The 20,812-nt window shown below is 68.5% G+C and carries 22 protein-coding genes; 16 read left to right on the top strand and 6 right to left on the bottom strand.

What is annotated here, in order from left to right:
- Positions 1-465, bottom strand: a 465-nt coding sequence (locus tag AIIKEEIJ_RS19600; protein ID WP_161996386.1) for an acyl-CoA dehydrogenase family protein, incomplete at its 3' end; no start/stop codon positions are given.
- A 154-nt stretch (positions 466-619) separates the two neighbouring features.
- Here AIIKEEIJ_RS19600 and AIIKEEIJ_RS19595 point away from each other — a divergent pair.
- The 4 genes from AIIKEEIJ_RS19595 to AIIKEEIJ_RS19580 are packed head-to-tail and all read left to right on the top strand — an operon-like array spanning position 620 to position 5,215.
- Positions 620-1,795: a CaiB/BaiF CoA transferase family protein gene (locus AIIKEEIJ_RS19595; RefSeq protein ID WP_006942951.1), complete on the top strand. Its 1,176-nt coding sequence runs from the start codon at positions 620-622 to the stop codon at positions 1,793-1,795.
- A 17-nt stretch (positions 1,796-1,812) separates the two neighbouring features.
- Positions 1,813-3,546 (top strand): class I adenylate-forming enzyme family protein, encoded by a 1,734-nt coding sequence (locus tag AIIKEEIJ_RS19590; protein WP_044476297.1) that lies wholly within the window; start codon positions 1,813-1,815, stop codon positions 3,544-3,546.
- Between the two features lie 2 nt (positions 3,547-3,548).
- Positions 3,549-4,733, top strand: a complete 1,185-nt coding sequence (locus tag AIIKEEIJ_RS19585; RefSeq protein ID WP_006942957.1) for an NAD(P)/FAD-dependent oxidoreductase — start codon at positions 3,549-3,551, stop codon at positions 4,731-4,733.
- Between the two features lie 29 nt (positions 4,734-4,762).
- Positions 4,763-5,215 (top strand): nuclear transport factor 2 family protein, encoded by a 453-nt coding sequence (locus tag AIIKEEIJ_RS19580; protein ID WP_006942960.1) that lies wholly within the window; start codon positions 4,763-4,765, stop codon positions 5,213-5,215.
- Here the strand turns inward: AIIKEEIJ_RS19580 and AIIKEEIJ_RS19575 are convergent.
- A complete protein-coding gene (locus AIIKEEIJ_RS19575) occupies positions 5,212-5,832 on the bottom strand; it encodes a TetR/AcrR family transcriptional regulator (protein ID WP_006942961.1) in 621 nt (206 codons plus the stop codon). The genes AIIKEEIJ_RS19580 and AIIKEEIJ_RS19575 overlap by 4 nt on opposite strands.
- Positions 5,833-6,008: 176 nt before the next feature.
- Between AIIKEEIJ_RS19575 and camK the strand changes: the two genes are divergently transcribed.
- The 9 genes from camK to AIIKEEIJ_RS19530 all read left to right on the top strand — a co-directional run bounded on the left by camK (position 6,009) and on the right by AIIKEEIJ_RS19530 (position 14,060).
- Entirely contained in the window at positions 6,009-6,782 is a 774-nt protein-coding gene (gene camK, locus AIIKEEIJ_RS19570) for a 6-oxocamphor hydrolase (RefSeq protein ID WP_006942964.1), read from the top strand.
- Positions 6,779-7,282: a MaoC/PaaZ C-terminal domain-containing protein gene (locus AIIKEEIJ_RS19565; RefSeq protein WP_006942965.1), complete on the top strand. Its 504-nt coding sequence runs from the start codon at positions 6,779-6,781 to the stop codon at positions 7,280-7,282. The genes camK and AIIKEEIJ_RS19565 overlap by 4 nt, the downstream gene beginning before the upstream one ends.
- Positions 7,283-7,285: 3 nt before the next feature.
- The gene (locus tag AIIKEEIJ_RS19560; protein ID WP_065923018.1) at positions 7,286-8,512 is read left to right on the top strand and encodes a thiolase family protein; all 1,227 of its coding nucleotides are present in this window, start codon (positions 7,286-7,288) and stop codon (positions 8,510-8,512) included.
- Positions 8,513-8,520: 8 nt separating this feature from the next.
- Positions 8,521-8,907, top strand: coding sequence for a Zn-ribbon domain-containing OB-fold protein (locus AIIKEEIJ_RS19555; RefSeq protein ID WP_006942967.1), 387 nt, complete (start codon positions 8,521-8,523; stop codon positions 8,905-8,907).
- A 12-nt stretch (positions 8,908-8,919) separates the two neighbouring features.
- A complete protein-coding gene (locus AIIKEEIJ_RS19550; protein WP_161996385.1) occupies positions 8,920-10,527 on the top strand; it encodes an AMP-binding protein in 1,608 nt (535 codons plus the stop codon).
- A gap of 81 nt (positions 10,528-10,608) precedes the next feature.
- Positions 10,609-11,778, top strand: coding sequence for a thiolase family protein (locus AIIKEEIJ_RS34075; protein WP_006942971.1), 1,170 nt, complete (start codon positions 10,609-10,611; stop codon positions 11,776-11,778).
- Positions 11,779-11,819: 41 nt separating this feature from the next.
- Positions 11,820-12,692 (top strand): enoyl-CoA hydratase/isomerase family protein, encoded by an 873-nt coding sequence (locus tag AIIKEEIJ_RS19540; protein WP_065923017.1) that lies wholly within the window; start codon positions 11,820-11,822, stop codon positions 12,690-12,692.
- 20 nt (positions 12,693-12,712) lie between these two features.
- On the top strand, positions 12,713-13,318 hold the full coding sequence (locus tag AIIKEEIJ_RS19535; RefSeq protein WP_006942975.1) for a TetR/AcrR family transcriptional regulator: 606 nt from the start codon (positions 12,713-12,715) through the stop codon (positions 13,316-13,318).
- Between the two features lie 121 nt (positions 13,319-13,439).
- Positions 13,440-14,060, top strand: a complete 621-nt coding sequence (locus AIIKEEIJ_RS19530) for a TetR/AcrR family transcriptional regulator (RefSeq protein WP_161996384.1) — start codon at positions 13,440-13,442, stop codon at positions 14,058-14,060.
- Positions 14,061-14,368: 308 nt separating this feature from the next.
- Here the strand turns inward: AIIKEEIJ_RS19530 and AIIKEEIJ_RS19525 are convergent, their stop codons facing one another.
- Both AIIKEEIJ_RS19525 and AIIKEEIJ_RS19520 read right to left on the bottom strand, forming a co-directional pair.
- Complete coding sequence (locus AIIKEEIJ_RS19525) at positions 14,369-14,614, bottom strand: hypothetical protein (RefSeq protein ID WP_006942979.1); 246 nt, start codon at positions 14,612-14,614, stop codon at positions 14,369-14,371.
- Positions 14,615-14,676: 62 nt separating this feature from the next.
- Positions 14,677-15,201 carry a winged helix-turn-helix transcriptional regulator gene (locus AIIKEEIJ_RS19520; RefSeq protein WP_006942980.1) on the bottom strand — a complete coding sequence of 175 codons (525 nt, stop codon included), beginning with the start codon at positions 15,199-15,201 and terminating at the stop codon, positions 14,677-14,679.
- A gap of 55 nt (positions 15,202-15,256) precedes the next feature.
- Between AIIKEEIJ_RS19520 and AIIKEEIJ_RS19515 the strand changes: the two genes are divergently transcribed.
- The 3 genes from AIIKEEIJ_RS19515 to AIIKEEIJ_RS19505 all read left to right on the top strand — a co-directional run bounded on the left by AIIKEEIJ_RS19515 (position 15,257) and on the right by AIIKEEIJ_RS19505 (position 17,636).
- Positions 15,257-16,651: an MFS transporter gene (locus tag AIIKEEIJ_RS19515; RefSeq protein WP_029541203.1), complete on the top strand. Its 1,395-nt coding sequence runs from the start codon at positions 15,257-15,259 to the stop codon at positions 16,649-16,651.
- The gene (locus AIIKEEIJ_RS19510) at positions 16,648-17,391 is read left to right on the top strand and encodes an acyl-CoA thioesterase (protein WP_050034601.1); all 744 of its coding nucleotides are present in this window, start codon (positions 16,648-16,650) and stop codon (positions 17,389-17,391) included. The genes AIIKEEIJ_RS19515 and AIIKEEIJ_RS19510 overlap by 4 nt, the downstream gene beginning before the upstream one ends.
- 80 nt (positions 17,392-17,471) lie before the next feature.
- Positions 17,472-17,636, top strand: coding sequence for a hypothetical protein (locus AIIKEEIJ_RS19505; RefSeq protein ID WP_238406470.1), 165 nt, complete (start codon positions 17,472-17,474; stop codon positions 17,634-17,636).
- 98 nt (positions 17,637-17,734) lie between these two features.
- Here the strand turns inward: AIIKEEIJ_RS19505 and AIIKEEIJ_RS19500 are convergent, their stop codons facing one another.
- On the bottom strand, positions 17,735-19,081 hold the full coding sequence (locus tag AIIKEEIJ_RS19500) for a serine/threonine-protein kinase (protein WP_050034603.1): 1,347 nt from the start codon (positions 19,079-19,081) through the stop codon (positions 17,735-17,737).
- Positions 19,082-19,194: 113 nt separating this feature from the next.
- A complete protein-coding gene (locus AIIKEEIJ_RS19495; RefSeq protein ID WP_006942985.1) occupies positions 19,195-20,799 on the bottom strand; it encodes a phytoene desaturase family protein in 1,605 nt (534 codons plus the stop codon).
- Positions 20,800-20,812: the final 13 nt, after the last annotated feature.

Raw genomic sequence — 20,812 nt, 5'->3', positions numbered from 1 at the left:
CACCTTGTTGCCGTTGATGATCCACGAGTCACCGTCTTGAACGGCGCGGGTGCGCAGGCCGGCGGCATCGGAACCGGCATTGGGTTCGGTGATGGAGATGCTGAACTTGATCTTGCCTTCCATGAAGTCCGGCAGGTACTTCTGGCGCTGCTCGTCGGTGCCGTGGAACGCAATGTTGGTGGCGGTGAACATCGAGGTCATGATCGCCGCGGCGAAGTCGAGGCTGTACTTGGCGATGGCTTCGCAGAAGATCGCGTACATCACCGGGTCGGCTTCGAGGCCGCCGTACTGCTCCGGGATGAGCAACCCGAGCCAGCCGCGGTCGGCGATCTTCTGGTACGCCTCCTCCGGGAACTCGCGGGCCTCGTCGTGCTTGCGGATGTACTCGATCCCGACCTCACGCTCCATGAAGGCGTGGACGGTCTCGTGCCACATCTGCTGCTCGTCGGTGAAACGGAAATCCATGAGTTCTCCTGGGGTGTGACGGGGGTGATATTCGGAGGACGCTGTGGTCTTGACCACCTTAACCGCATCTGATAGCAATAAACAAGTGATTGTTTTTTCAGCACCGTCCGCCCCGGTGTTCTCAGTCGGGCACCATGGAAAGATGTGAGCGTAGATGGGTCTGCAACACACGTACCAGGGCATACGAGTCCTCGACCTCAGCGAGAACATCGCCGGTCCCCTCGCGTGCATGATCATGGCCGACCTCGGCGCCGACGTGATCAAGATCGAACGCGCCGTCGGTGGCGATTCCACCCGGCTGCTCCCGCCGCAACGGGAAGGCACCGGAACGGTGTTTTCCACAGTCAACCGCAATAAGCGCAGCGTCGCCCTCGACCTCGCCACCAGGCAGGGGCGAGACGCCGTCCTGCGCCTAGCCCGCGACGTCGATGTGGTGGTCGAGTCGTTCCGGCCCGGTGTCGCCGAGCGACTGGGCCTCGGATTCGACGACGTCACCGCCGTCAACGACCGAGTGATCTACTGTTCGATCAGCGCCTTCGGCCGCGGACGACTCGGCCATGACCGCCCCGGCTACGACGCGCTGGTCCAGGCCTTCACCGGGATCATGAGTCTGACCGGTGACCCCGATGGCCGCCCGGCCCGCACCGCCCCCTCCCTCGTCGACATCTCCACCGGGATGTGGGCCGGCATGTCGATCATGGCCGCGCTGGCCAACCGGCCCCGTCAGGACGGTCCGGTCCGCCTCGAATCCACCCTGATCGACAGCGGCCTGTTCATGATGTGCCACCAGATCATCGGCCTCGTGGCCGCCGACTTCCACCCGCAACGACTGGGATCGGCCGCCCCCAGCACCGCGCCCTACCAGGAGTTCCCCACCTCCGACGGATCGATCATGGTCGCCGCCGCCACCAACCGACTCTTCCAAAAACTCTGCTCTGCAATGGAAGCCGAGGAACTCGTCGACGATCCGCGATTCGCGACCGTCACCGATCGGGTGCACCACCGCGAGGACCTCACCACCGAACTCGAGAAGGTGTTCGTCACCCAATCGTCCGGCTACTGGCTCGCGCGCATCGCAGCCGCCGGGGTGCCGGTCGGTCCCGTCCACTCCCTCGAGGAGGCCCTCGCCCACCCATTGACCAAGGAACGCGCACTGGTGGTCGACGACCCCGCTGCCGCACAGGTGCGCCTGCCGCTCGACCAAGACCGCGACCTGCCGCTCGTCTCTCCACCGCCGCTCGGCCAGCACACCGAGGACATCCTCCGTGAGGCCGGCTTCGCCCCCGAAGAGATCCGTGCCCTCGTATCCGCCGAGAACACCCTCCCGTGAACCGGAGACCCGCCGAGATGAATCCTGACACTACGACCGAACGCCGCTTGGCGCTGGAGCAACGGTACGCCCCGTGGCGGCCGCGTACCACCGCCCAACTGTTCGACGAGGTCGCCGCCGAGTACCCCGAGCGCCCCTTCGTCCTGACCGACGACCGCACCTACACCTACGCCGACATGCACCGGTGGACCCTTCGACTCGCCGCCGGACTGATGGCGGTCGGCGTGCGGCCCGGCGACCATGTCGCCGTGGACATGGCGAACTTCGCCGACTTCATCGCACTCAAGCTGGCAATCGCCCGGATCGGCGCGGTGTCCGTCGCGGTCAACTACCTGCTCCGGCACGAAGAACTGGCCTACGTGCTGCGCCAGTCCGACGCGAGCGTGCTGATCACGATGGACGAGTTCAGAGGGCTCGACTATCTGGACTGCCTCGACCGGATCGCTCCGGGCTGGGAGGACAACGGTGGGGGAGAGGCCCTGCCGCGGCTGCGGCACGTCTTCGTCCGCGCCGTGACCTCGGACCTGCCCCGCCGCGGCGCTCCGCTGTCCTGTATCGAGGCCGCCGGTGCCTCGATCCCCGACGAGCAGGTGCTCATGGTCACCCGCGGGGTCGGCGCGCGGACCGTCTCGGACATCCTGTACACGTCCGGGACCACGGGCAAACCCAAGGGGGTCATGCTCGTTCACGATGCGGTGACCCGCACCGCCTACAGCTCGGCCTATACGCGGGCCTTCCAGGACGGGCGTCGCATCGGCTACGCCCTGCCGATGTACCACGTCTTCGGCTACATCGAGGCGATGGTGGCGGCGATGTTCGTCGGTGGTGCCGTGGCACCACAGGTGACGTTCGATCCGGCGGCCATGCTCGCGTCGGTCTCACGCCACGACATCGACGAACTCATCTGCGTGCCGACGATGACCTCCCGGCTGCTCGACGCGGCCGCCGACGGAACCTACGACCTCTCACCCCTGTCGACGATGTTCTCCTCGGGCACCGCCCACAGCCCGGAGATGTGGCAGCGCATGCTCGACGTGCTCGGCGTCGAGGAACTGTTCACCGCGTACGGGCAGAGTGAGACCACCGCGTCGACGATGTGCACGCTGCCGGGAGACGCGCTGATCCGGTTCCAGACCACCAACGGCACCGTCAAGCCCGCCGGCGCCGCCGGCGACCCCGGCCTCGGCGCTGCCGTGGCGGTGTACAAGGTCATCGCGACCGACACCGGCGCCGATCTGCCGGTGGGAGAGATCGGTGAGCTCGTGGTGCGAGGCCCGGCGGTCACCCCCGGGTACTACAACAAGCCCGCCGAGACCGCGGCGCTGTTCACCGCGGACGGGTGGATGCGCACCGGCGACCTCGGTCGCCTCGACGCAGACGGTTACCTCACGCTGACCGGTCGGATCAAGGAGTCGTACCGCTGCGGTGGTGAGCTGGTGCTCCCGTCGGAGATCGAGGCCGTGCTCAACCGCCACGAGGCGGTGAAGGTGGCACACGTGGTCGGCGTTCCGCACGAGCGCATGGGCGAAGTCGGATGTGCCTTCGTCGTGCCTGCCGACGGCGCCTCGATCCAAGAAGACGAGTTGATCGCCTATTGCAGCGATCTGCTCGCCCGATTCAAGGTGCCGGCCCATGTCCTGGTGGTCGCCGAGCACGAGCTTCCGGTCACCGTGACAGGCCGGGTGCAGAAGTTCCGCCTGGTGCAGCGGGCGACCCAAGTGCTGGCCCAACGCGTCGAAACGGTGAGATGACCATGGCCCAACCCTCCAACGACATCGTCATCGTCGGCGGTGGCCTGGCCGCCGTGCGGACCGCGCAGGGGCTGCGGACCCTGGGCTACGACGGGCCGATCCGTCTGTATTCGAACGAGTCCGAACCGCCGTACGACCGCCCGCCGCTGTCGAAGGACTTTCTGACCGGTGAACTCGACACCGACGGCCTGCATTTGCTCCACGACAAGGCCCTGGCGAGACTCGACCTCGACATCCATCTGGATTCGGAAGTCGTCGCGCTCGATCCGGCCGGCCGCCGTCTGGCCCTTGCCGACGGCACCACCGTGCCCTACGGACGCCTCGTGGTGGCCACCGGGGCGCAGGCCCGCCGATTGCCGGGGTTGTCGCCCTCAGCGCGCATCCACTACCTGCGTACCGTCGACGATGCCCGTGCGCTACGCACGGCGTTGGCCGACGCCTCCCGGATCACGGTCGTCGGAACCGGCTTCATCGGGCTCGAGGTGGCCTCGTCGGCCCGCCACCTCGGTCTCGAGGTCGACGTCGTGGCCGCCGACGAAGGACCGATGATCGGCATCGTCGGTCGCCGGCTGTCCCAGTGGCTGACAGAGCTGCACACCGCGCACGGGGTGCGCCTGACCAATTCGGTCGTGGTGTCGTCGGTGGACGAGTCCGCCACGGGGGTGACCCTCACCCTCGACGACGGCACCTCCCGCTCCTCGGACATCGTGGCCGTGGGGGTGGGCGTCGGCCGCGAGCTGCAGTGGTTGCGCGAGGCCGGGCTCGAGGTGGACCGAGGCCTGGTGTGCGACGTCGACGGCCGCACCAGCGATCCGTTCGTCTTCGGTGTCGGGGACATCGTGTGCATGCACATCGGTCCCGAGCACGAGGACCTGCAGCACTGGACGGCCGCCGCCGACAGCGCCCGCCGCACCGCCCACGCATTGATGGAGGCCGAGCACTCCCACGACCCGGGCGACGGGTTCTTCTGGACCGAGCAGCACGGCCACCGATTGCAGTTCGTCGGTGCCGGCGGCACCGACGCCGAAGTGGACGTGCTCAGTGGATCGATCGACGAGGGGAAGTTCGTCGCGCACCTGCGCTGCGGGAGCACCGTCACCGGGGTGTTCGCCTCCAACAGTCCCCGCGAATTCCTCGAGGCGCGTCTGGCCTTTCAGAAGCAGGCCGCGGCCGGCGCCGTCGGCTGACGGCGAATTCTTACGATCAGGAGGTACCTGTGAGCATCGATATCGAACGCACCCTCCCCGTAGCGGACCGGGTGGCGATCACCGAGTTGTACGCGCGCTACTCGACGTCCTTCGACACCGGGGACGTCCCAGGATGCATCGAATTGTTCACCGAGGACGGCACATTCACCGTTACGGGGCGGGAACCGGTGGCGGGCACAGCGGCACTGGCGCAGTTCTTCGCCGCCGCGGCCCAACGGTCCGCCGGCACCCATCACATCGTCAGCAACATCCTGGTGGAGAAAATGTCCACGGATCGGGCGCGGGGCAGCGCGCGCGTGCTGGCACTGCGGGTCGACGGCGAGACCGTGCGTCTGGCCGCCCTGGGGCGGTACCGCGACGAGTTCGCCAAGGTCGACGGCCGTTGGCTGATCCACACCCGGTGCGTCGACTCCGGTGTGCCGGACTCGCTCGTCGGCGCCGTCGTCGTCCGGCCCGACTAGGCGTGGGCTGCGCCGTGGCCGACGCGCACGCTCGCCAGCACGATCTCGGCCACGCCCGCAGCGACCGCCTCGGCCGGCTCCGAGCCGTCCGCGGGCAACCATTCCGGGCACCAGTTCACCATGCCGAGGACGGCGCGTACGGCGGTCGGACGATCGAGGTCGGGGGCGAATTCGCCGGCCGCTACCCCGGCGTCGATGATGTCCCGGAGCCGGTGTTCGTAGGCGTAGCGCTTGGCCACGATCCGGGTGCGCTCCGGTGGTTGGATGTGGCGCCACTGGTGGTAGACGACTCGGGCGCGGTTGACGTCTTCGGCCACGACCCGCACGTGGGCCTCGACGAAGTGCCGCAGTTGTTCGGTCGGAGTGCCGGGCAACTCGGCCACAGCGTCGAGGTACTGGTCGATGCCGCTCTCGACGAGACTGACCAGCATCGTGTGCTTGCTGTCGATGTGGGCGTACACGCTGCCCGGCTGGATTCCCAGCGCCTCGCCGAGGTCGCGCACGGAGGTACCGGCATAGCCTTGCCGGCTGAACAGACGCACCGCTGCCGCCATGAGCCGTTCCTGCTTGGTCGGTTTCTTCGGTGCCGAAGCGCGGGCACGGGACTGCCGGGGCATGGCGCCTCCTTTCGAACGGGTGGCCGTGCAGTGCGGACACCACGGCATGACACCTGATTGTTCTCTACCCGGTTTCCGACGAGTACAGCGGTCTTGTTACCGGCCTCACCTGATGTTACATTCAAAAAACAAATGATTGTTCACCGCTCCTCGGTGACTCGAACGGAGGAAGTTCGATGAAGCAATTGGCCACCCCCTTCCAGGAGTACTCACAGAAGTACGAGAACATCCGCCTCGAACGAGACGGCGGCGTCCTCCTGGTCACCGTCCACACCGAAGGCAAGAGCCTGGTGTGGACCTCAACCGCACACGACGAGCTGGCCTACTGCTTCCACGACATCGCGTGCGACCGGGAGAACAAGGTCGTCATCCTCACCGGCACCGGCCCCTCGTTCTGCAACGAGATCGACTTCACCTCGTTCAACCTCGGCACCCCGCACGACTGGGACGAGATCATCTTCGAAGGCCAGCGTCTGCTCAACAACCTGCTGAGTATCGAGGTGCCGGTCATCGCGGCGGTCAACGGACCGGTGACCAACCACCCGGAGATCCCCGTCATGTCGGACATCGTCCTCGCCGCGGAGTCCGCCACCTTCCAGGACGGACCGCACTTCCCTTCCGGCATCGTGCCCGGGGACGGCGCCCACGTGGTGTGGCCGCACGTGCTGGGCTCGAACCGTGGACGCTACTTCCTGCTGACCGGCCAGGAACTCGATGCTCGCACCGCCCTCGACTACGGCGCGGTCAACGAGGTCCTGTCCGAGCAGGAGCTGCTGCCCCGCGCCTGGGAGCTCGCCCGCGGTATCGCCGAGAAACCGCTCCTGGCCCGCCGGTACGCCCGCAAGGTGCTGACCCGTCAGCTGCGGCGGGTCATGGAAGCCGACCTGAGTCTCGGCCTCGCGCACGAAGCGCTCGCCGCCATCGATCTGGGAATGGAGTCCGAACAGTGACCAGCACAGCACCCTCGACCGTAGCCGAGACGGGGACTTTCCACGTCGACCGCTACTTCGAGGACTTCCCGGTCGGCACGGTCTGCGTCACCGGCGGTCGCACCGTGGACATGTCCGACATCTCGATGTTCGCCGGCCTGACCGGCGACCACTATCCCCTGCACACCGACGAACAGTACGCCAGCCGAACCCAGTTCGGTACCCGAATCGCGCACGGGCCCTTCACCTTCTGCATCGCGGTGGGTCTGGTGGCCCTGGCCGGCTTCTACGGCGAAGCCATCGTCGCGATGCGCGAGGTCCAGTCGATCCGTGCCCTCAAGCCGGTGCGTCCCGGCGACACCGTGCACGTCCGGGTCGAAGTGGTGGCTGCCGAACCCGCACGAAAGCCCGACCAGGGCATCCTCTCCCTCGATTACACCGTGGTCAACCAGCACGACGAGACGGTGATGACCGTCCGAATGGTGTTGCTGGCCAAGCGACGTAGCCCCTTGGAAGGCTGACACATGACACTCTCTTCGACCGATCTCGGTTTCAACCCCATGGCGGGAAGCCCTCTCGAAGCAGCTTTCGTGGGTATCGCCGAAATCCCCTCCGGGCGCTATCCGAACCGCCCCTTCATCGGCTCCCTCGTCGAGGTCGCGGTCGCCGCGGTCCGCGACGCCGGCATGCAGATCTCCGACATCGACACGGTGCTGCTGATCCCGTGCCTGCACTCCGCGGACGATCAGGCCGACCTCATCTTCTCCCGTGTGGTGGAGGAACTCGGCCTGCACGGCCGCGCCAAGGCCAGCGCCATGCTGCACTCCGGCGGATCGACCAGCGACAACATCACCCGCACCGCCGCCGGCCTGATCGCCAGCGGACAGGCCAAGAACATCCTGGTGGTCCAGGCCGACAAGTGGGGCTCCGCCCCCGTCGCGGACATGGTCGACATGCTCAGCGGCTACGGCATCCCCCGCGAGTGGGAGCGCCCCACCGGCCTGACCTTCAACGCGGTCGGCGCCCTGATCACCCAGCGATACATGGCAGCGTCCGGCTCGACTCCGGAAGAGATGGCCGCGGTATGCGTCGCCCTGCGCCAGTGGGCCCGACTCAATCCGAATGCGATGTACAAGGACAAGGACCTGACCGTCGAGCAGGTGCTCGGCTCGAAGATGGTGTGCGATCCGATCCATGCCATGGAGTGCCCGATGTTGGCCGACGGCGCCACCGCGTACGTGATGACCAGTACCGAGAATGCCCGCAAGACGCATGACCGGTGGGTCCGGATCGCCGGCTCGGGCGGCTGCGTGTCGCACTACAGCATCGGTCAGGAGAACGACCTGGCCACCATGGGATGGCGGCGGGCCGGTGAACGCGCCTACGAACAGGCCGGCTGGGGCCCCGACGACGCCGACATCGCGCAGGTCTACGACTCCTATGCGGCCGTGCTGACCATCGGCCTCGAGGGCCTGGGCCTGTGCAAGCTGCATGAGGGCGCCCGGCTGTTCGCCGCCGGGGAGTTCTCTCCCGGCGGCCGCCTGCCGGTCAACACCAACGGCGGTCTGCTCTCGGCCGGGCACACCGGCGTCGGCGGCGGCACCGCCCTGCTGGTGGAGGGCATCCGCCAGCTCCTCGGCCGCGCCGAGGACGCCCGCCAGATTTCCGATTGCCGGCGTGCCGTCTGCGGCGGCTCCGGCGGCACCTATATGGACAGCCAGGTGCTCCTGCTCGAGCGCGTGGACAAGTGAGGGACAACATGACGACTTCTCTGACCGACGAGTACTACGCCGCGCTGAGCCGAGGCGAACTGGTGATCCAGCAGTGCGGTGGATGCCACAACCCCATCATGTACCCGAAGTACGTGTGCCCCTCCTGCGGCAGCACCGATCTCGGATGGACGCCCACTCCCGGCGCGGGACAGCTGCACAGTTTCGCGATTCAGCGAGTGGGGGCTCCAACCGGATTCGAGGACGACCTGCCGTACGCCGTCGGCGTGGTCAAGCTCGATGAGGGCGTCCAGCTCCTCGCCCGTCTCCGTCCCGATGCGAACGGCGGCTGGGACGCCTATCGCTGCGACATGCGGGTCCAGTTCGACACCACCCCGGACGAAGGCCGCCATATCGCCTGGTTCCGGGCGGAATAGGAAGCCGGTGCCGTGTCTATCCCCGAGATGAACATCGCGACCTTCCTCGCCAAGTCCGCAACCCACCACCCGGATCACCCGGCCATCGTGGCCGGGGCCCGGACCGTCACCTACCGCGAGTTCTACCGTCGTGCCCTGAGCATCGGCGGCGAACTGCTCGCCCGCGGGCTGCGTCGCGGAGACCGGGTCGCCTTCGCGCTGCACAACAGTCCCGAGGTCCTCGAGACCGTCTTCGGGTGCCTGGCCGCCGGGCTGGTCGCCGTTCCGATGAACGCCCGGCTGCACCCCAAGGAGATGGGCTACATCGTCCGCTCCTCGGGAGCGAAGGTACTCATCCACGGCACCGCCTTCACCGCCCAGATCGACGAGCACCTGGGCGAATGCGACGGCATGCAGTGGCGCTTCGAGGTCGGGGGCACCGCGGGCATCGAACCGTACGACCGCCTCCTCGACTCCGGCACGCCGCTCGAGGCGCCTGTGGAGGTGACCGCCGAGGACGCGAGCTGGCTGTTCTACACCTCCGGCACCACCGGACGCCCCAAGGGCGCGACCTGGACCCACCGGACCGGCCGCGTGGTAGTGATGAACTACCTCGCCGACGTCTACAACATCGACCATGACGATGTCGTGCTGCACGCCGCACCCCTGTCGCACGGTAGCGGAATCGTCGCTCTGCCCACCATCGCCCGGGGCGCAACCAACGTCATCCTCGATGCGCTGAGCTTCTCCCCGGAACTGCTGTTCGACACCGTCGCCCGGCACAAGGTCTCCCACATCGCCTTCCTCGCCCCCACCCAGATCGTCGCGATCCTCGACAAGTACGACCCGGACCGGTTCGATCTGAGCACCGTGAAGGCAGTGTGCTACGGGGGAGCCCCGATCTACCTCGAGCACCTCAAGGCCGCTGTCGAAACCTTCGGCCCGATCTTCGCGCAGATCTACGGCCAGGGGGAAGCTCCGATCACGGTCACCGGACTGACCCGGGAGATGCACGCCCGGTTCGCGGCCACCGACGATCCCCGCCTCGGATCGGCCGGCATAGCCCGCACCGACGTCGAGGTGCGGGTGGTCGATGCCGACGGCACTCCCGTCGCTCCCGGCCAAGCCGGCGAAATCATCGTCCGTGGCGACGTCGTCATGCGCGGGTACTGGAACAATCCCGAGGCCACCGCCGAGGCGCTGCGCGACGGATGGCTCTACACCGGCGACGTGGGCACCTTCGACGACCAGGGCTACCTCTACCTTCTGGACCGGACCAAGGACATGGTGGTCTCGGGCGGCAACAACGTCTACCCCCGAGAGGTCGAGGAAGTGCTGATCACCCACCCTGCGGTGGCCAGCGTGGTGGTCTTCGGCATCCCCGACGAGTACTGGGGCGAAGCCGTGCACGCCGTGGTCGTGACCGAACCGGGCCACCAGGTCACCGCCGAGGAGCTCATCCGCTTCTGCGGGGAGAACCTGGCCGGATACAAAAAACCCAAAGCCGTGGAGTTCGTACCGGAACTCCCGGTCAGTGCCTACGGGAAGATCCTGCGCCGCGAGGTCCGCGACCGCTACTGGGCCGGCCACGACCGCAAGGTCGGCGGCGGCGCACGCGGCGTGGCGACCGCGACGCCGTAACGACCTTGGCATGCCGGGCCGCCGCGACGGCGCCACGACCCTCGCGGTGGCCCGGCCGCCTCACAGAACCAGGAGTTTGCCGTGGACAGAGTTTTCATCGCCGGCGTCGGCATGACACCGTTCGTCAGCCGCACCGACCAGACCCTCGGCGAGATGGCAGCCGCGGCCGCCGCGCAAGCCTTGACCGACGCCGCCATCGAGCCCCGCGACGTCGGCCGGGTGTATTTCGGCAACGGCGCCGCCGGCCTGCTCACCGGCCAGGAAATGATCCGAGGCCAGGTGGCGCTTCGCCACACCCCCTTGGCTGGAATACCCCTGGTCAATGTGGAGAACGCGTGCGCCTCCGGCAGCAGCGCGGTGCTCGGGGCATACGACGCCATCCGCGCCGGCCGCTGCGACGTGGCCGTGGCCATCGGCGTCGAAAAACTCTCCCACAGCGAGAAACACCGCACCTTCGCCGCCATCCGCGGCGCGACCGATGTCGCCGAACTCGACACCGATGCTGCTGCCCAGGAACTGAAGAGTTCGGCCCTGCTCGACGTCTACGCCGCCGAGGCCCGCGAGTACATCGACACCTACGGCGCCTCGGTCGAAGACTTCGCCGCCGTGGCGGTCAAGAACCGCACTCACGGCGCCCTCAACCCCCGGGCCCAGTTCGGCACCCCGCAGACGATCGACGACGTGCTCGCCGCCCGCATGATCGTCGACCCACTGACCCTGCCGATGTGCTCACCGACCACCGACGGCGCCGCCGCCGTCGTGCTCGTGTCCGAGCGCTACCGCAACCGCAACGGGGCAGGCACGTGTCAGATCCGGGGAATCGACCTGGCCTCCGGCCACGGCGCCGGCTCGGAACCGGTCGCCCGCGCTGCCCGCGCCGTCTACGACGCCACCGGCATCGGCCCCGACGACCTCGACGTCATCGAGGTTCACGACGCCGCAGCACCGTCGGAGATCCTGCAGTACAGCGAAATCGGATTGTGCGAGGACGGGGAAGGACACCTGCTGCTGCGCAAGGGTCAGACCGCCCTCGGCGGCCGTACCCCCGTCAACGTCAGCGGCGGTCTGCTCAGCCGGGGACATCCCCTCGGCGCCACCGGCTGCGCCCAGATCGTCGAACTGTTCGACCAGCTGAGCGGACGAGCCGGAGCCCGGCAGGTCGAACGCGCCGGCGTAGGGCTGGCAGTCAATGCCGGCGGATGGCTGGCGGGCGCCTACGCCACCACCGTCGCCACCCTCCTCACGCGGTGACCGTCGTCGGCACCGTCCATCCAGCACCCAAGGAGACACCAGTGCGGCAAGACCTGGAAACGCTGTACTACGAGCAGGCCGACGACGGCGTCGTCGTACTGACACTCAACCGCCCGGATCGGGGCAACGGGGTCGTGCCGGAACTGGTCCGGGACTTCGTGGAGACCTTGACGCGGCTCGAGGCCGACAAGAGTGTCCGTGCCCTCGTCCTGACCGGCGCCGGGAAGCAGTTCTCCGCCGGTGCCGATCTGAAGGCGATGAAGGACTACCTCGAACATCAGCACCGCGTCGAGCACGAACCCTACAACGCCCGGGTACTTTTCCCCCTGACCCAGCGTGTCGTCGCATCCCGGCTGCCGACGATCGCGGCGATCAACGGGGGCGCCACCGCCGGGGGCCTCGACTTCGCCCTGGCATGCGACATCCGCATCTGCTCCACCAGAGCGAAAATGGGGGAGACCTACATCAACATGGGTCTTCCCCCTGGCAACGGTGGCTCCTACTTCCTGCCGCGACTCCTCGGATCGGGCATGGCGGCGGAATTGGCGCTGACCGGGGACGTCATCGACGCGCAGCGCGCTCTCGAGATCGGGCTGGTCAACCGTGTAGTCGAACCCGAGGACCTGCTCCCCGAGGCGGTGGCGCTGGCCGGCAAGATCGCAGCCAAGTCCTGGCGCGCGGTCGAGGCCACCAAACAAGCCTTGCGCTCGACGTGGCAAGTCGACCTGGCCACCTCGATGACCAACAGCTTCTGGGCGGTCTCGGCCCTGCACTACGGGCCGGATCTGCTCGAAGGGGTCTCGGCCTTCCTCGACAAGCGTCCACCACGCTTCAACGAGGATCGGACACACGCCGCGGATTCGCCCACCGCGGATCCGGCGGCATCGGCGCCCGCTCACGCCTCACTACAGTGACGCCTCACTACAGTGACACTGTGAGCACTTCGGAACGGGCACCTGCCGCCGCCACGCGCGAAACGATCCTCGCCGCGGCGACGGCACTGTTCGGTGACCTCGACTACCCGGCCACCTCCATCCGCGACATCGCCCGGGCGGTCGACATGCTCCCGGGCAGTATCTACGCCTACGTCGAGAGCAAAGAGGCGATCTTGTACGAGATCGTCTCCACCGGGATCGACCGGTTCGTCTCTGCGGTCGAATCCATCGACCCCGCCACCGCACCGGACGAACGACTCGAACAAGCCATCCGTGCCCACATCGACATCGTCGCCGAAAACCCGCAACGGGCCCTCGTCGTCTTCCATCAATGGCGGTATCTGGGCGACGAGTCCCGTGCCCAGGTGATCGCAGCCCGGCGCCGTTACGAAGAGTTCTTCCGCACCACCATCCGCGAGGGCGCCGAGACCCAGGTATTCCGCCCTGACCTCGACGTTCGCTACGCAACCTTGACGGTTCTCGGCGCGCTGAACTGGGCGCCGGAATGGATCCACGCCGACGATCCAGCGCGTGCGGACAGCGGGCGGAAGCTGGCAGACATCCTTCTCGCCGGGCTGCGTCCATTCGACGAGAATGCACCGTAGCGGTCGATGTCGCAGCAGCCGGGAAGCGGCACGAACCCGATGCTGTCGCCTTGGTAACGACTGTTTGTTTGGGTTACATTCGTAAGAAGAACTGACCGTCCCGGACGGGGAAGGGGGAGGCATGCCACCGAGACAACGGCGTAACAACAGCCGTTCCGCAAAGAGCGGCCCGGTTTCGGCTGCGGAGATCCGTGCAGCCGCCTTGGCCTTGTTCAGCGAGCGGACGTTCCCCGTCATCGGGATGCGAGACATCGCTGAGGCGGTCGGGCTGCTGCCCGGTAGTCTGTACGCCCACATCAGCAGCAAGGAAGAGTTGCTCGCCGACATCGTCACCGAGGGCATCACGAACTATCTGGTAGAACTCCGCCCCTTCCTCGAATCCCAGGATCCGGCTCCCGATCGGATGCGCGGCGCCGTCAAGGCCCACGTGAAGGTGCTGGCGAAGACCCTCGAACAGACCCGGGTCGCCTTTCATCAATGGCGGTTCCTCGGTGACGGTGCCCGAGAGCAAGTAGTCGAGCTGCGTAAGCAGTACGAGAATGTATTTCTGCAGATCTATCGGGCGGGGGTCGCGGAGGGCACCTTCCGGAAGGCGCGCAGCGAGCGCATCGCAGTGCTTGCGGTGATCGGCATGCTCACCTCCGCATCGGAGTGGTATTCACCCGAAGGTCGGCTCGGTGCCGACGAGTTCGGTGAAGCCCTGGCCGAAGCCGCAGTGGACGGGCTCGTCGCGACGAGCTGACCGGCCGAGGACGGGTTCCAACTCCGTGGTGCATATTGAGCGACACTGCTAGTCGGGTCGCGACCGAGCGCCGGCACAGCGCACCGGGCCGGCACGCCCCGACGGGAGTGCACCACGGGACCGCCGCCGAGGTGCATCGTCGGCAGCCGCTCGGCGAGTACTGGGCTGCACACTCCGAGCGGTTCCGCCGCCCCACGGCGCCGGCCCTGTCCGGGCTCACTGGCCGCAACACCCGCCTGTCTCGAGCAGAGTGGCAACTACCGGCTTGATCATGCGCATGACCGTCAAAGCGTGGGAATGTGCTCGGCTCAGGTCTCGCTGTCCGGGTGGATCGGTGACGTGCGCAGCTCGCTCTCGTCGCCCTCGGAGACCTCGAACACCTGCAGGGGCGTGTTCGGGGGAGGGGTGCCCTCGTTCCGTCCGGGCGTTGCCGCCGCGGAGGGGGCCGTCGACGACTCGATCCGCCGGCGGAGCTCGGCGAGAAGCAAGTCGGTAGGCACCCGGGTGAGATCGGGCCCGGCACCGTCTTCCGGGATCTTTGTCACCGTGACCACCCCCGGCACGCTCGTGGAAACGCATCGACCGATGCGATTGTCTCAGAGCGCGTGACGGCGAGTCATCGGTTTGCGGGGTCGGTGCGACGCATCGCGCGCCGGGCCTGCTCCTCGGTGAAGTTCGGTGTCAGGCGCAATTCCTCCAGGGGGACTTCACGTTCGGTGCTGCGGACCTCGACGCGCACGGGGTCGCCGGTGGCGTCGTCGGACAGGCCGAGGGGGCCGCCGCGCTCGCCCTGGAGGTACTTGTCGCCCCACTGCATCAGCGCGAGCACCGCAGGCAACAGGTCGCGGCCCTTCTCGGTGAGGATGTACTCGTACCGTGTCCGCTGCCCGGGCTTCTTGTAGGGCCGGCGCTCGAACAGGCCCTCGGCGGTCAGTTCGCGCAGGCGTGCGGCCGCGACGGCCTCGGTGATGCCGACGCGGCGCGCGAAGTCGTCGAACCGGGTGGTGCCGTAGTAGGCCTCGCGCAGGATCAGCATCGCCGAGCGGGTCCCCACCACGTCCATCGCCTTGGCGATCGAGCACTGGGAGGCCTGCCAGGCGTCGCGATCGGCGAGGAAGCCGTCCAACCGTGCCGCATGCATGCCCCCATCCTATCTGACTTGCCAAGGCCATAGTCAGCTTCTAACCTCTCTGGCTATGGAAAGCCAAAGTCAGGTCTCGGTCCGGATCGGCCCGCTCCTCGCCGTCCTCTCGGGAGCGCCCTTCGTCGCGAGCCTCGATCTGTTCGTCCTCAACGTCGCACTGGGCGACATCGGGACCAGCTACCCCGGCAGCTCGCTGGGAGAGCTCAGCTGGGTGCTCAGTGGCTACGCGATCGTGTACGCGGCGCTGCTGGTCCCGCTCGGTCGCTGGGCCGACCGCATCGGCCGCCGGCGCGGCTTCCTCGCAGGCCTCGGGCTGTTCACCGTCGCGAGCGCGGCATGTGCGCTGAGTCCGTCGCTGTGGGTGCTCGTGATCTGCCGGCTGTTCCAGGCCGTCGGAGCCGCGGCGCTGACGCCGGCCAGCCTGGGGCTGCTCGTGAGCGCGGTGCCGGAGGCGCGACGTGCCGGTGCCGTGCGGATCTGGGCGGCCACGGGTGCTGCGGCGGCGGCGTTCGGCCCGGTGGTCGGCGGGCTTCTGGTCGAGGTCTCGTGGCGCTGGGCGTTCCTGATCAACGTCCCGATCGGGATCCTGCTCCTCGCCGTCGCGCGGCGCGTCGTGCCGGACATCCGCCCGGTCGATTCCGGCACCCGCCTCGACTTGGCCGGCGCCGCTCTGCTGACGCTGGGCATCGGTGCACTCGCGCTCGGACTCGTCCAGGGGCCGGAGTGGGGCTGGGCCGACGTCCGCATCCTCGCCGCGTTCGTCGTCGCCGCCGGGGCCCTGCTGCTGTTCGCGCACGTCAACGCCCGGCACCCCGCGCCGCTGATCGAGCCGAGTCTGCTTGCGGTGCGCTCCTTCTCCTGGTCGAACGTGACCGCCCTGATCTTCAGCGCGACGTTCGCGGCCGGTCTCCTGGCCAATGTGCTGTGGGTGCAACAGGTCTGGGGATACTCCGCGCTGCGGACGGGTCTGGCCGTGGCTCCCGGGCCGCTGATGGTGCCGCTCTTCGCCGCCGTCGGGCAGGTGCTCGCGCGACGTTTCACCCCCGGCGCGATCGCCGCAGCGGGATGCGTGCTGTGGGGCGCAGGCGCCGGCCTGGTCCTCGCGACGGTGGGGCCGGAGCCGGAGTATGCGACCGCGCTGCTGCCCGGCTGGCTGATCGGCGGCGTCGGCGTGGGGCTGGCCTTGCCGACCATCCTCTCGGCCGCCACGGCGCAACTGCCCCCGGCACGCACCGCCACCGGCAGCGCGATCGTCACCATGAGCCGGCAGCTCGGCACCGTGCTCGGGATCAGCGTGCTCGTCGCGATCCTCGGGGCCGGTGACGATGCGGTGTCCGCCTTCCGATTCTCCTGGTGGACGATCGCGGCGGTTGCCGTCGTCGCCGCCCTCGCCGCCGGAGGTATGACCCCCCGCCCGTCCACACCGGAAGTGAAGGTCCTGGCATGACCCATCTCGCCCCCGCCCCCTTCCCGATCGAATTCGATTCCAGCTGGCTGGGATTCGGTGGCGTGCACGGCGGACTCGTCGTCGCGGCCCTGATTCGCGCGGCCGCCGTGGAAACCGGCGCAACGCCGCTCGCCGTCTCGGCGCACTTCACCGGCCCTGTGCAGCCCGGCCCCGTCGACGTCGCGGTCGACGACGTCCGCGGCGGCCGGACCGTGAGCGCCCGGGCATCGATGCCGGACTCGGTCACCGCCCTCGTCCGGCTCGCCCGGACGGTGGGTGAAACGACCTGGCCGCGTACGGGAAGCGATTTCGGCGGCACGGATCCCGTGACGCTGCCGCCCCTGGAGATCCCGGTCGACTTCGTGCCGTTCTCGCAGTACCTCGACATCCGGCCGATCAATGCGGCCCGGCCCTTCGGCCGGGGCGACGACCCGGAATTCGAGGTGTGGATACGGCTGATGTCCGCGGTCGAGTTCGCTCCGGTCGAGCGCGCCGCGATCCTCCTCGATGCGCTGCCGCCGGGGTTGTTCGCGACGATGTCCGCACCCGTCCCGGTTCCGACGGTGGAGTTCGCGGCGCATTTCGCCCCGTCGCGTGCAGCCGCCGACGGTTGGTATCACCTGCGGCACCGAACGGTGTGGGCCACCGAGATGCTGTGCGTCGACGAGGCGGAGCTGACCGACGGCGACGGCCACCTCGTCGGTCAGGCCCGGCAGCTGCGCCGCATCCTCGGAGGCTGACGGAGGCGTCGGTGATGCACATCACGGAGTGGGACGGCGAACCGCGGGTAACACCTAGAACGTACCGCTCGATGATCTTGATGACGTCCCCCGTGGTGCACCCTGCTGCTGCGGGAGCGTCGTTCGTCCCCGCTCATGCGAGGACGGAAGGATCGTCACTCGACACAACGGAGGTAAACATGGTTCTCGGTTCCCTCGCTGCAACGCTGTTCACGCTGCTCGCCGGTCTCGGCATCCTGCTCTGACCCACGCTCGACCCACGCCGCAAGCGCTCCGCCTCGAAGCGGGAGCGCTTGCGGCGCGCGGTCCCGGCTCGTGCCGGGCCTGTCTCGACGGCCGACGGTCAGCGGCCGTTGCCGCCTCCATTGTTGCCGCCTCCATTGTTGCCGCCCCCGTTGTTTCCGCTGTTGCTGTTGTTTCCGCCGCCGTTTCCGTTGTCGTTGCTGGGCTTTTCGGGCTTGGGAGGCTTCTCCTCCGCCGGCGGTTGCGCCGGCGCCGGGGCCGGCACGGGAAGGGTGGTGAAGACGGGCCCGGTGTCCACGGCCGAGGGGGTGGGCGAACCCACGCTGCCGACCGGTGTCGGGGCGGTGGCGGGAACGCTGCTCGTCCCCGGCGTGGCGACCGGCGGTGTGTCGCCGCCCTGACCCCAGGCCAGCAGGAGGAGGGCGACCACCGCCGCGGCGGTGAGGCCGATTGCGAGCAGGATCCGGCGGCGACCGGAGTCGGGCGCCGCGTCGAACGTCGACCGCGTCGGGACGGGTGCCGGCACGGGCGGCCCGGCAACGGTGAACCCCCGGGTCGGCGCGTGGATCACCTCGGTCACCGGATCGGCGCGGTGCGGTTCCCGCAGTGTGGCCAGGTGCGGTTCCCGCAGTGCGGCCAGGTGCGGTTCCCGCAGTGCAGCGAGCATGTCCCGGGCGCTCCCGAAGCGGTGCTCCGGTTCGCGTGCCATCGCACGCTCGATCACGGCCACGAGTGCGGGGTCGACGTCCGGTCGCGCGGTGGCCAGCGGCGGCGGCGGCCCCTGCGTGATCGCCCGCGCCAGGGCCAGCAGGTTGTCGTAGTCGTAGGGTTTCCGCCCGGTCAGCGCCTCGTACCCCACGGCCCCGGCGGCATACAGATCGTCCGTCACGCTCGCCGGTGTGCCGGAGAGCCGATCGGGGCTCAGGTAGGCGACGGTGCCGACGAGTTCACCGGTACGGGTGTAGTCCTCGCCGGCGCTCTTGGCGATACCGAAGTCGGTCACCTTCACCGTTCCGGTCTCGGTGAAGAGGATGTTGCCGGGCTTGATGTCGCGGTGGAGAATCCCGGCGTCGTGCGCCGCGGCGACCGCAGCCACCACGGCGATCAGTATCGCGCGCACTCGGTCCTCCGGCATCGGGCCGAGGGCGATCTCGTCGGCGAGGGTGCGGCCGGGCAGGCGTTCCATCACGATGTACGGAACTCCGGCGTCCTCGCCGCTGTCGTGCACCGCGACGATGTGCGGATCGGTGAGGTTCGCGGCGGCTCGCGCCTCGGCTTCGAAGCGCCGGCGCACGTCGGGCTGGCGGCCGAACTCGCCGCGCAGCACCTTCACCGCGACGGGCCGCCCCAGCCGCGTGTCCCAGCCGTCGTGGATCTCGCCCATGCCGCCGCAGCCGAGCAGGCCGCGCAACTCGTAGCGGCCGGCGAGCAGTTCGGGAACGGGCATGGTTCCAACGCTAGTGCGGTGCCGGGGGTGGTACCAGGCAAGCCTCGCCGGACGGCCGTCGTCATGCGGTCCGAGTCGTGTGGCGCGGCGGGACGCCGCCGTCCCGTGACCGGTCAGGTGGGGGTGCCGGCCGCGGCCGCGCCGCATCCGGCTGCTGCGGCGTCCCGCAGGTCGTCGACGGATACTCCCGCGACCGCCGCTGCGGCGGCCACCCCACCGAACAGGGTGCCGACCAGCCCGTGCGACGGGCGCACCCCCGCACCGGCGTGGAACAGGCCCTCGACCGGTCCCGTCGCGCCGAGGCGGGTGAACGTCTGGCTCGGGGTGAACGCCGGGCCGTACGACACGCCGCCGGTGCAGCGCATGAAGCGTTCGTCGGTGACGGGAGTCCCCGTCTCCTCGTGGACGATGGCGTCGGCCAGGCCGGGAACCGTGCGTTCGGCCGACCTCACGAGCCGGTCGCGAAGCTCGCGTCGTCTCGCGTCGTAGCGCGCTGTCGAACCGCTTCCCGGTGTTATTCCCCACCAGGTGTGCTGTGCCGGGGCCGGGCCGATCAGCTGAACGTTGGTCTGCCCGGGCGCGCACAGCCGGGGGTTCTCCGGGTCGGCGAGGCTCGCGATCCACAGGCCGGCGGACGTGGACGAGGGAAGCTCACCCGCACGGAGCGCGGCGTACTCCGCATCGAAGTCGTCCGTGTCGGTGACGAGACGGGTCGCGTTCGGATAGCCCTCGGCGGCGAGGTCCCGGTCGAGAATCAGATAGACGACGGCGAGCGGCAGGGCCAGTTCGTAGCTGCGTACCCGCCGGAGGAGCCGGGAAGGCACACGATCCGGCGGCAGCAGCGACAGATACGTCTGCTGAATATCGACCGCCGACACGACCGCGGGGGCGAGAATCTCGCGTCCGGCCCCCGGAACGGTGTCGAGCGATGCGTCCTGTGTTCGTACGCCGCGAACTCTGCCGTCGTCGACGAGAATCCGGCTCACCTCCGTGCCGAGCAGTACGTCGCCACCATGGCCGCGCACCACCTCTGCCAGGCCCTCCGAGACGACCCGCGATCCGCCTTGCGGGTACGACAGGCCCTCGAGATAGGTGTGGATCATCCGGGCCGCCACCGGCAGCGACAGCCGCGACGGCGCCACGGCCAGACTGCCTGTCGTCCAGCCGAGAAGTGCGGTGGTGAGTTGCGGGGAGGCGTGCAGATGGCGCAGGTAGCCACCGGCGGTCGCGCGTCCGTAGCGCAGCAGGCCGCGTAGCCGCCACGGCAGCTGTGGCAGCTCACGCAGGTGCGGCCGCTCCGCGATCCGTCCCAGCTCCTCGGTGAGCAGCTCGACGGTGGTGAGGAATTCGTCGATCGTGTGACGCTCTGCCGGAAATGCCTCGTACAGAGTGGCTTTGAAGGCATCCATGCCCTTCGGGACCGCCAGTTCGCGGTCGCCGTTCAGCAGCCGGAACATTCCTGCGGGATCGAACTCCCGGAACGTCACGTCCACACCCAACGGTCCGAGTGCGTGTCGCACCGGCGCCTCGGAGGTGTAATGCAGCCCGATGTCGAACTCGTATCCGTCGTGGGTGAAGGCGGACATGTGCCCACCCGGCTGGTTGCGGGCGTCGGCCACCAGTACCCGGCGCCCGGCGGCCGCCAGATATGCCGCGGCCGTGAGCCCACCGGGTCCGGCCCCGATGACGATCACGTCGTAGTCGTAACGCTCTTCCATGCTGACCTCCGGA

It is taken from the genome of Rhodococcus sp. YH1, from assembly GCF_009939605.1.
In the GTDB taxonomy this organism is placed as follows: Bacteria; Actinomycetota; Actinomycetes; order Mycobacteriales; family Mycobacteriaceae; genus Rhodococcus; species Rhodococcus aetherivorans.
Note: the sequence above shows the minus strand (reverse complement) of the source record. Positions and strands in the feature narration are given on the sequence as shown.

Excerpts from the sequence above, each read along its gene's own strand:
- AIIKEEIJ_RS19560 (WP_065923018.1), top strand. The coding sequence starts at position 7,286 with ATGACACTCTCTTCGACCGATCTCGGTTTCAACCCCATGGCGGGAAGC.
- AIIKEEIJ_RS19510 (WP_050034601.1), top strand. The coding sequence starts at position 16,648 with ATGACCCATCTCGCCCCCGCCCCCTTCCCGATCGAATTCGATTCCAGC.
- AIIKEEIJ_RS19555 (WP_006942967.1), top strand. The coding sequence starts at position 8,521 with ATGACGACTTCTCTGACCGACGAGTACTACGCCGCGCTGAGCCGAGGC.
- AIIKEEIJ_RS19495 (WP_006942985.1), bottom strand. The coding sequence starts at position 20,799 with ATGGAAGAGCGTTACGACTACGACGTGATCGTCATCGGGGCCGGACCC.
- AIIKEEIJ_RS19520 (WP_006942980.1), bottom strand. The coding sequence starts at position 15,201 with ATGCATGCGGCACGGTTGGACGGCTTCCTCGCCGATCGCGACGCCTGG.
- AIIKEEIJ_RS19505 (WP_238406470.1), top strand. The coding sequence starts at position 17,472 with ATGACGTCCCCCGTGGTGCACCCTGCTGCTGCGGGAGCGTCGTTCGTC.
- AIIKEEIJ_RS19585 (WP_006942957.1), top strand. The coding sequence starts at position 3,549 with ATGGCCCAACCCTCCAACGACATCGTCATCGTCGGCGGTGGCCTGGCC.
- camK (WP_006942964.1), top strand. The coding sequence starts at position 6,009 with ATGAAGCAATTGGCCACCCCCTTCCAGGAGTACTCACAGAAGTACGAG.
- AIIKEEIJ_RS19590 (WP_044476297.1), top strand. The coding sequence starts at position 1,813 with ATGAATCCTGACACTACGACCGAACGCCGCTTGGCGCTGGAGCAACGG.
- AIIKEEIJ_RS19500 (WP_050034603.1), bottom strand. The coding sequence starts at position 19,081 with ATGCCCGTTCCCGAACTGCTCGCCGGCCGCTACGAGTTGCGCGGCCTG.
- AIIKEEIJ_RS19575 (WP_006942961.1), bottom strand. The coding sequence starts at position 5,832 with ATGCCCCGGCAGTCCCGTGCCCGCGCTTCGGCACCGAAGAAACCGACC.
- AIIKEEIJ_RS19515 (WP_029541203.1), top strand. The coding sequence starts at position 15,257 with ATGGAAAGCCAAAGTCAGGTCTCGGTCCGGATCGGCCCGCTCCTCGCC.
- AIIKEEIJ_RS19530 (WP_161996384.1), top strand. The coding sequence starts at position 13,440 with ATGCCACCGAGACAACGGCGTAACAACAGCCGTTCCGCAAAGAGCGGC.
- AIIKEEIJ_RS19595 (WP_006942951.1), top strand. The coding sequence starts at position 620 with ATGGGTCTGCAACACACGTACCAGGGCATACGAGTCCTCGACCTCAGC.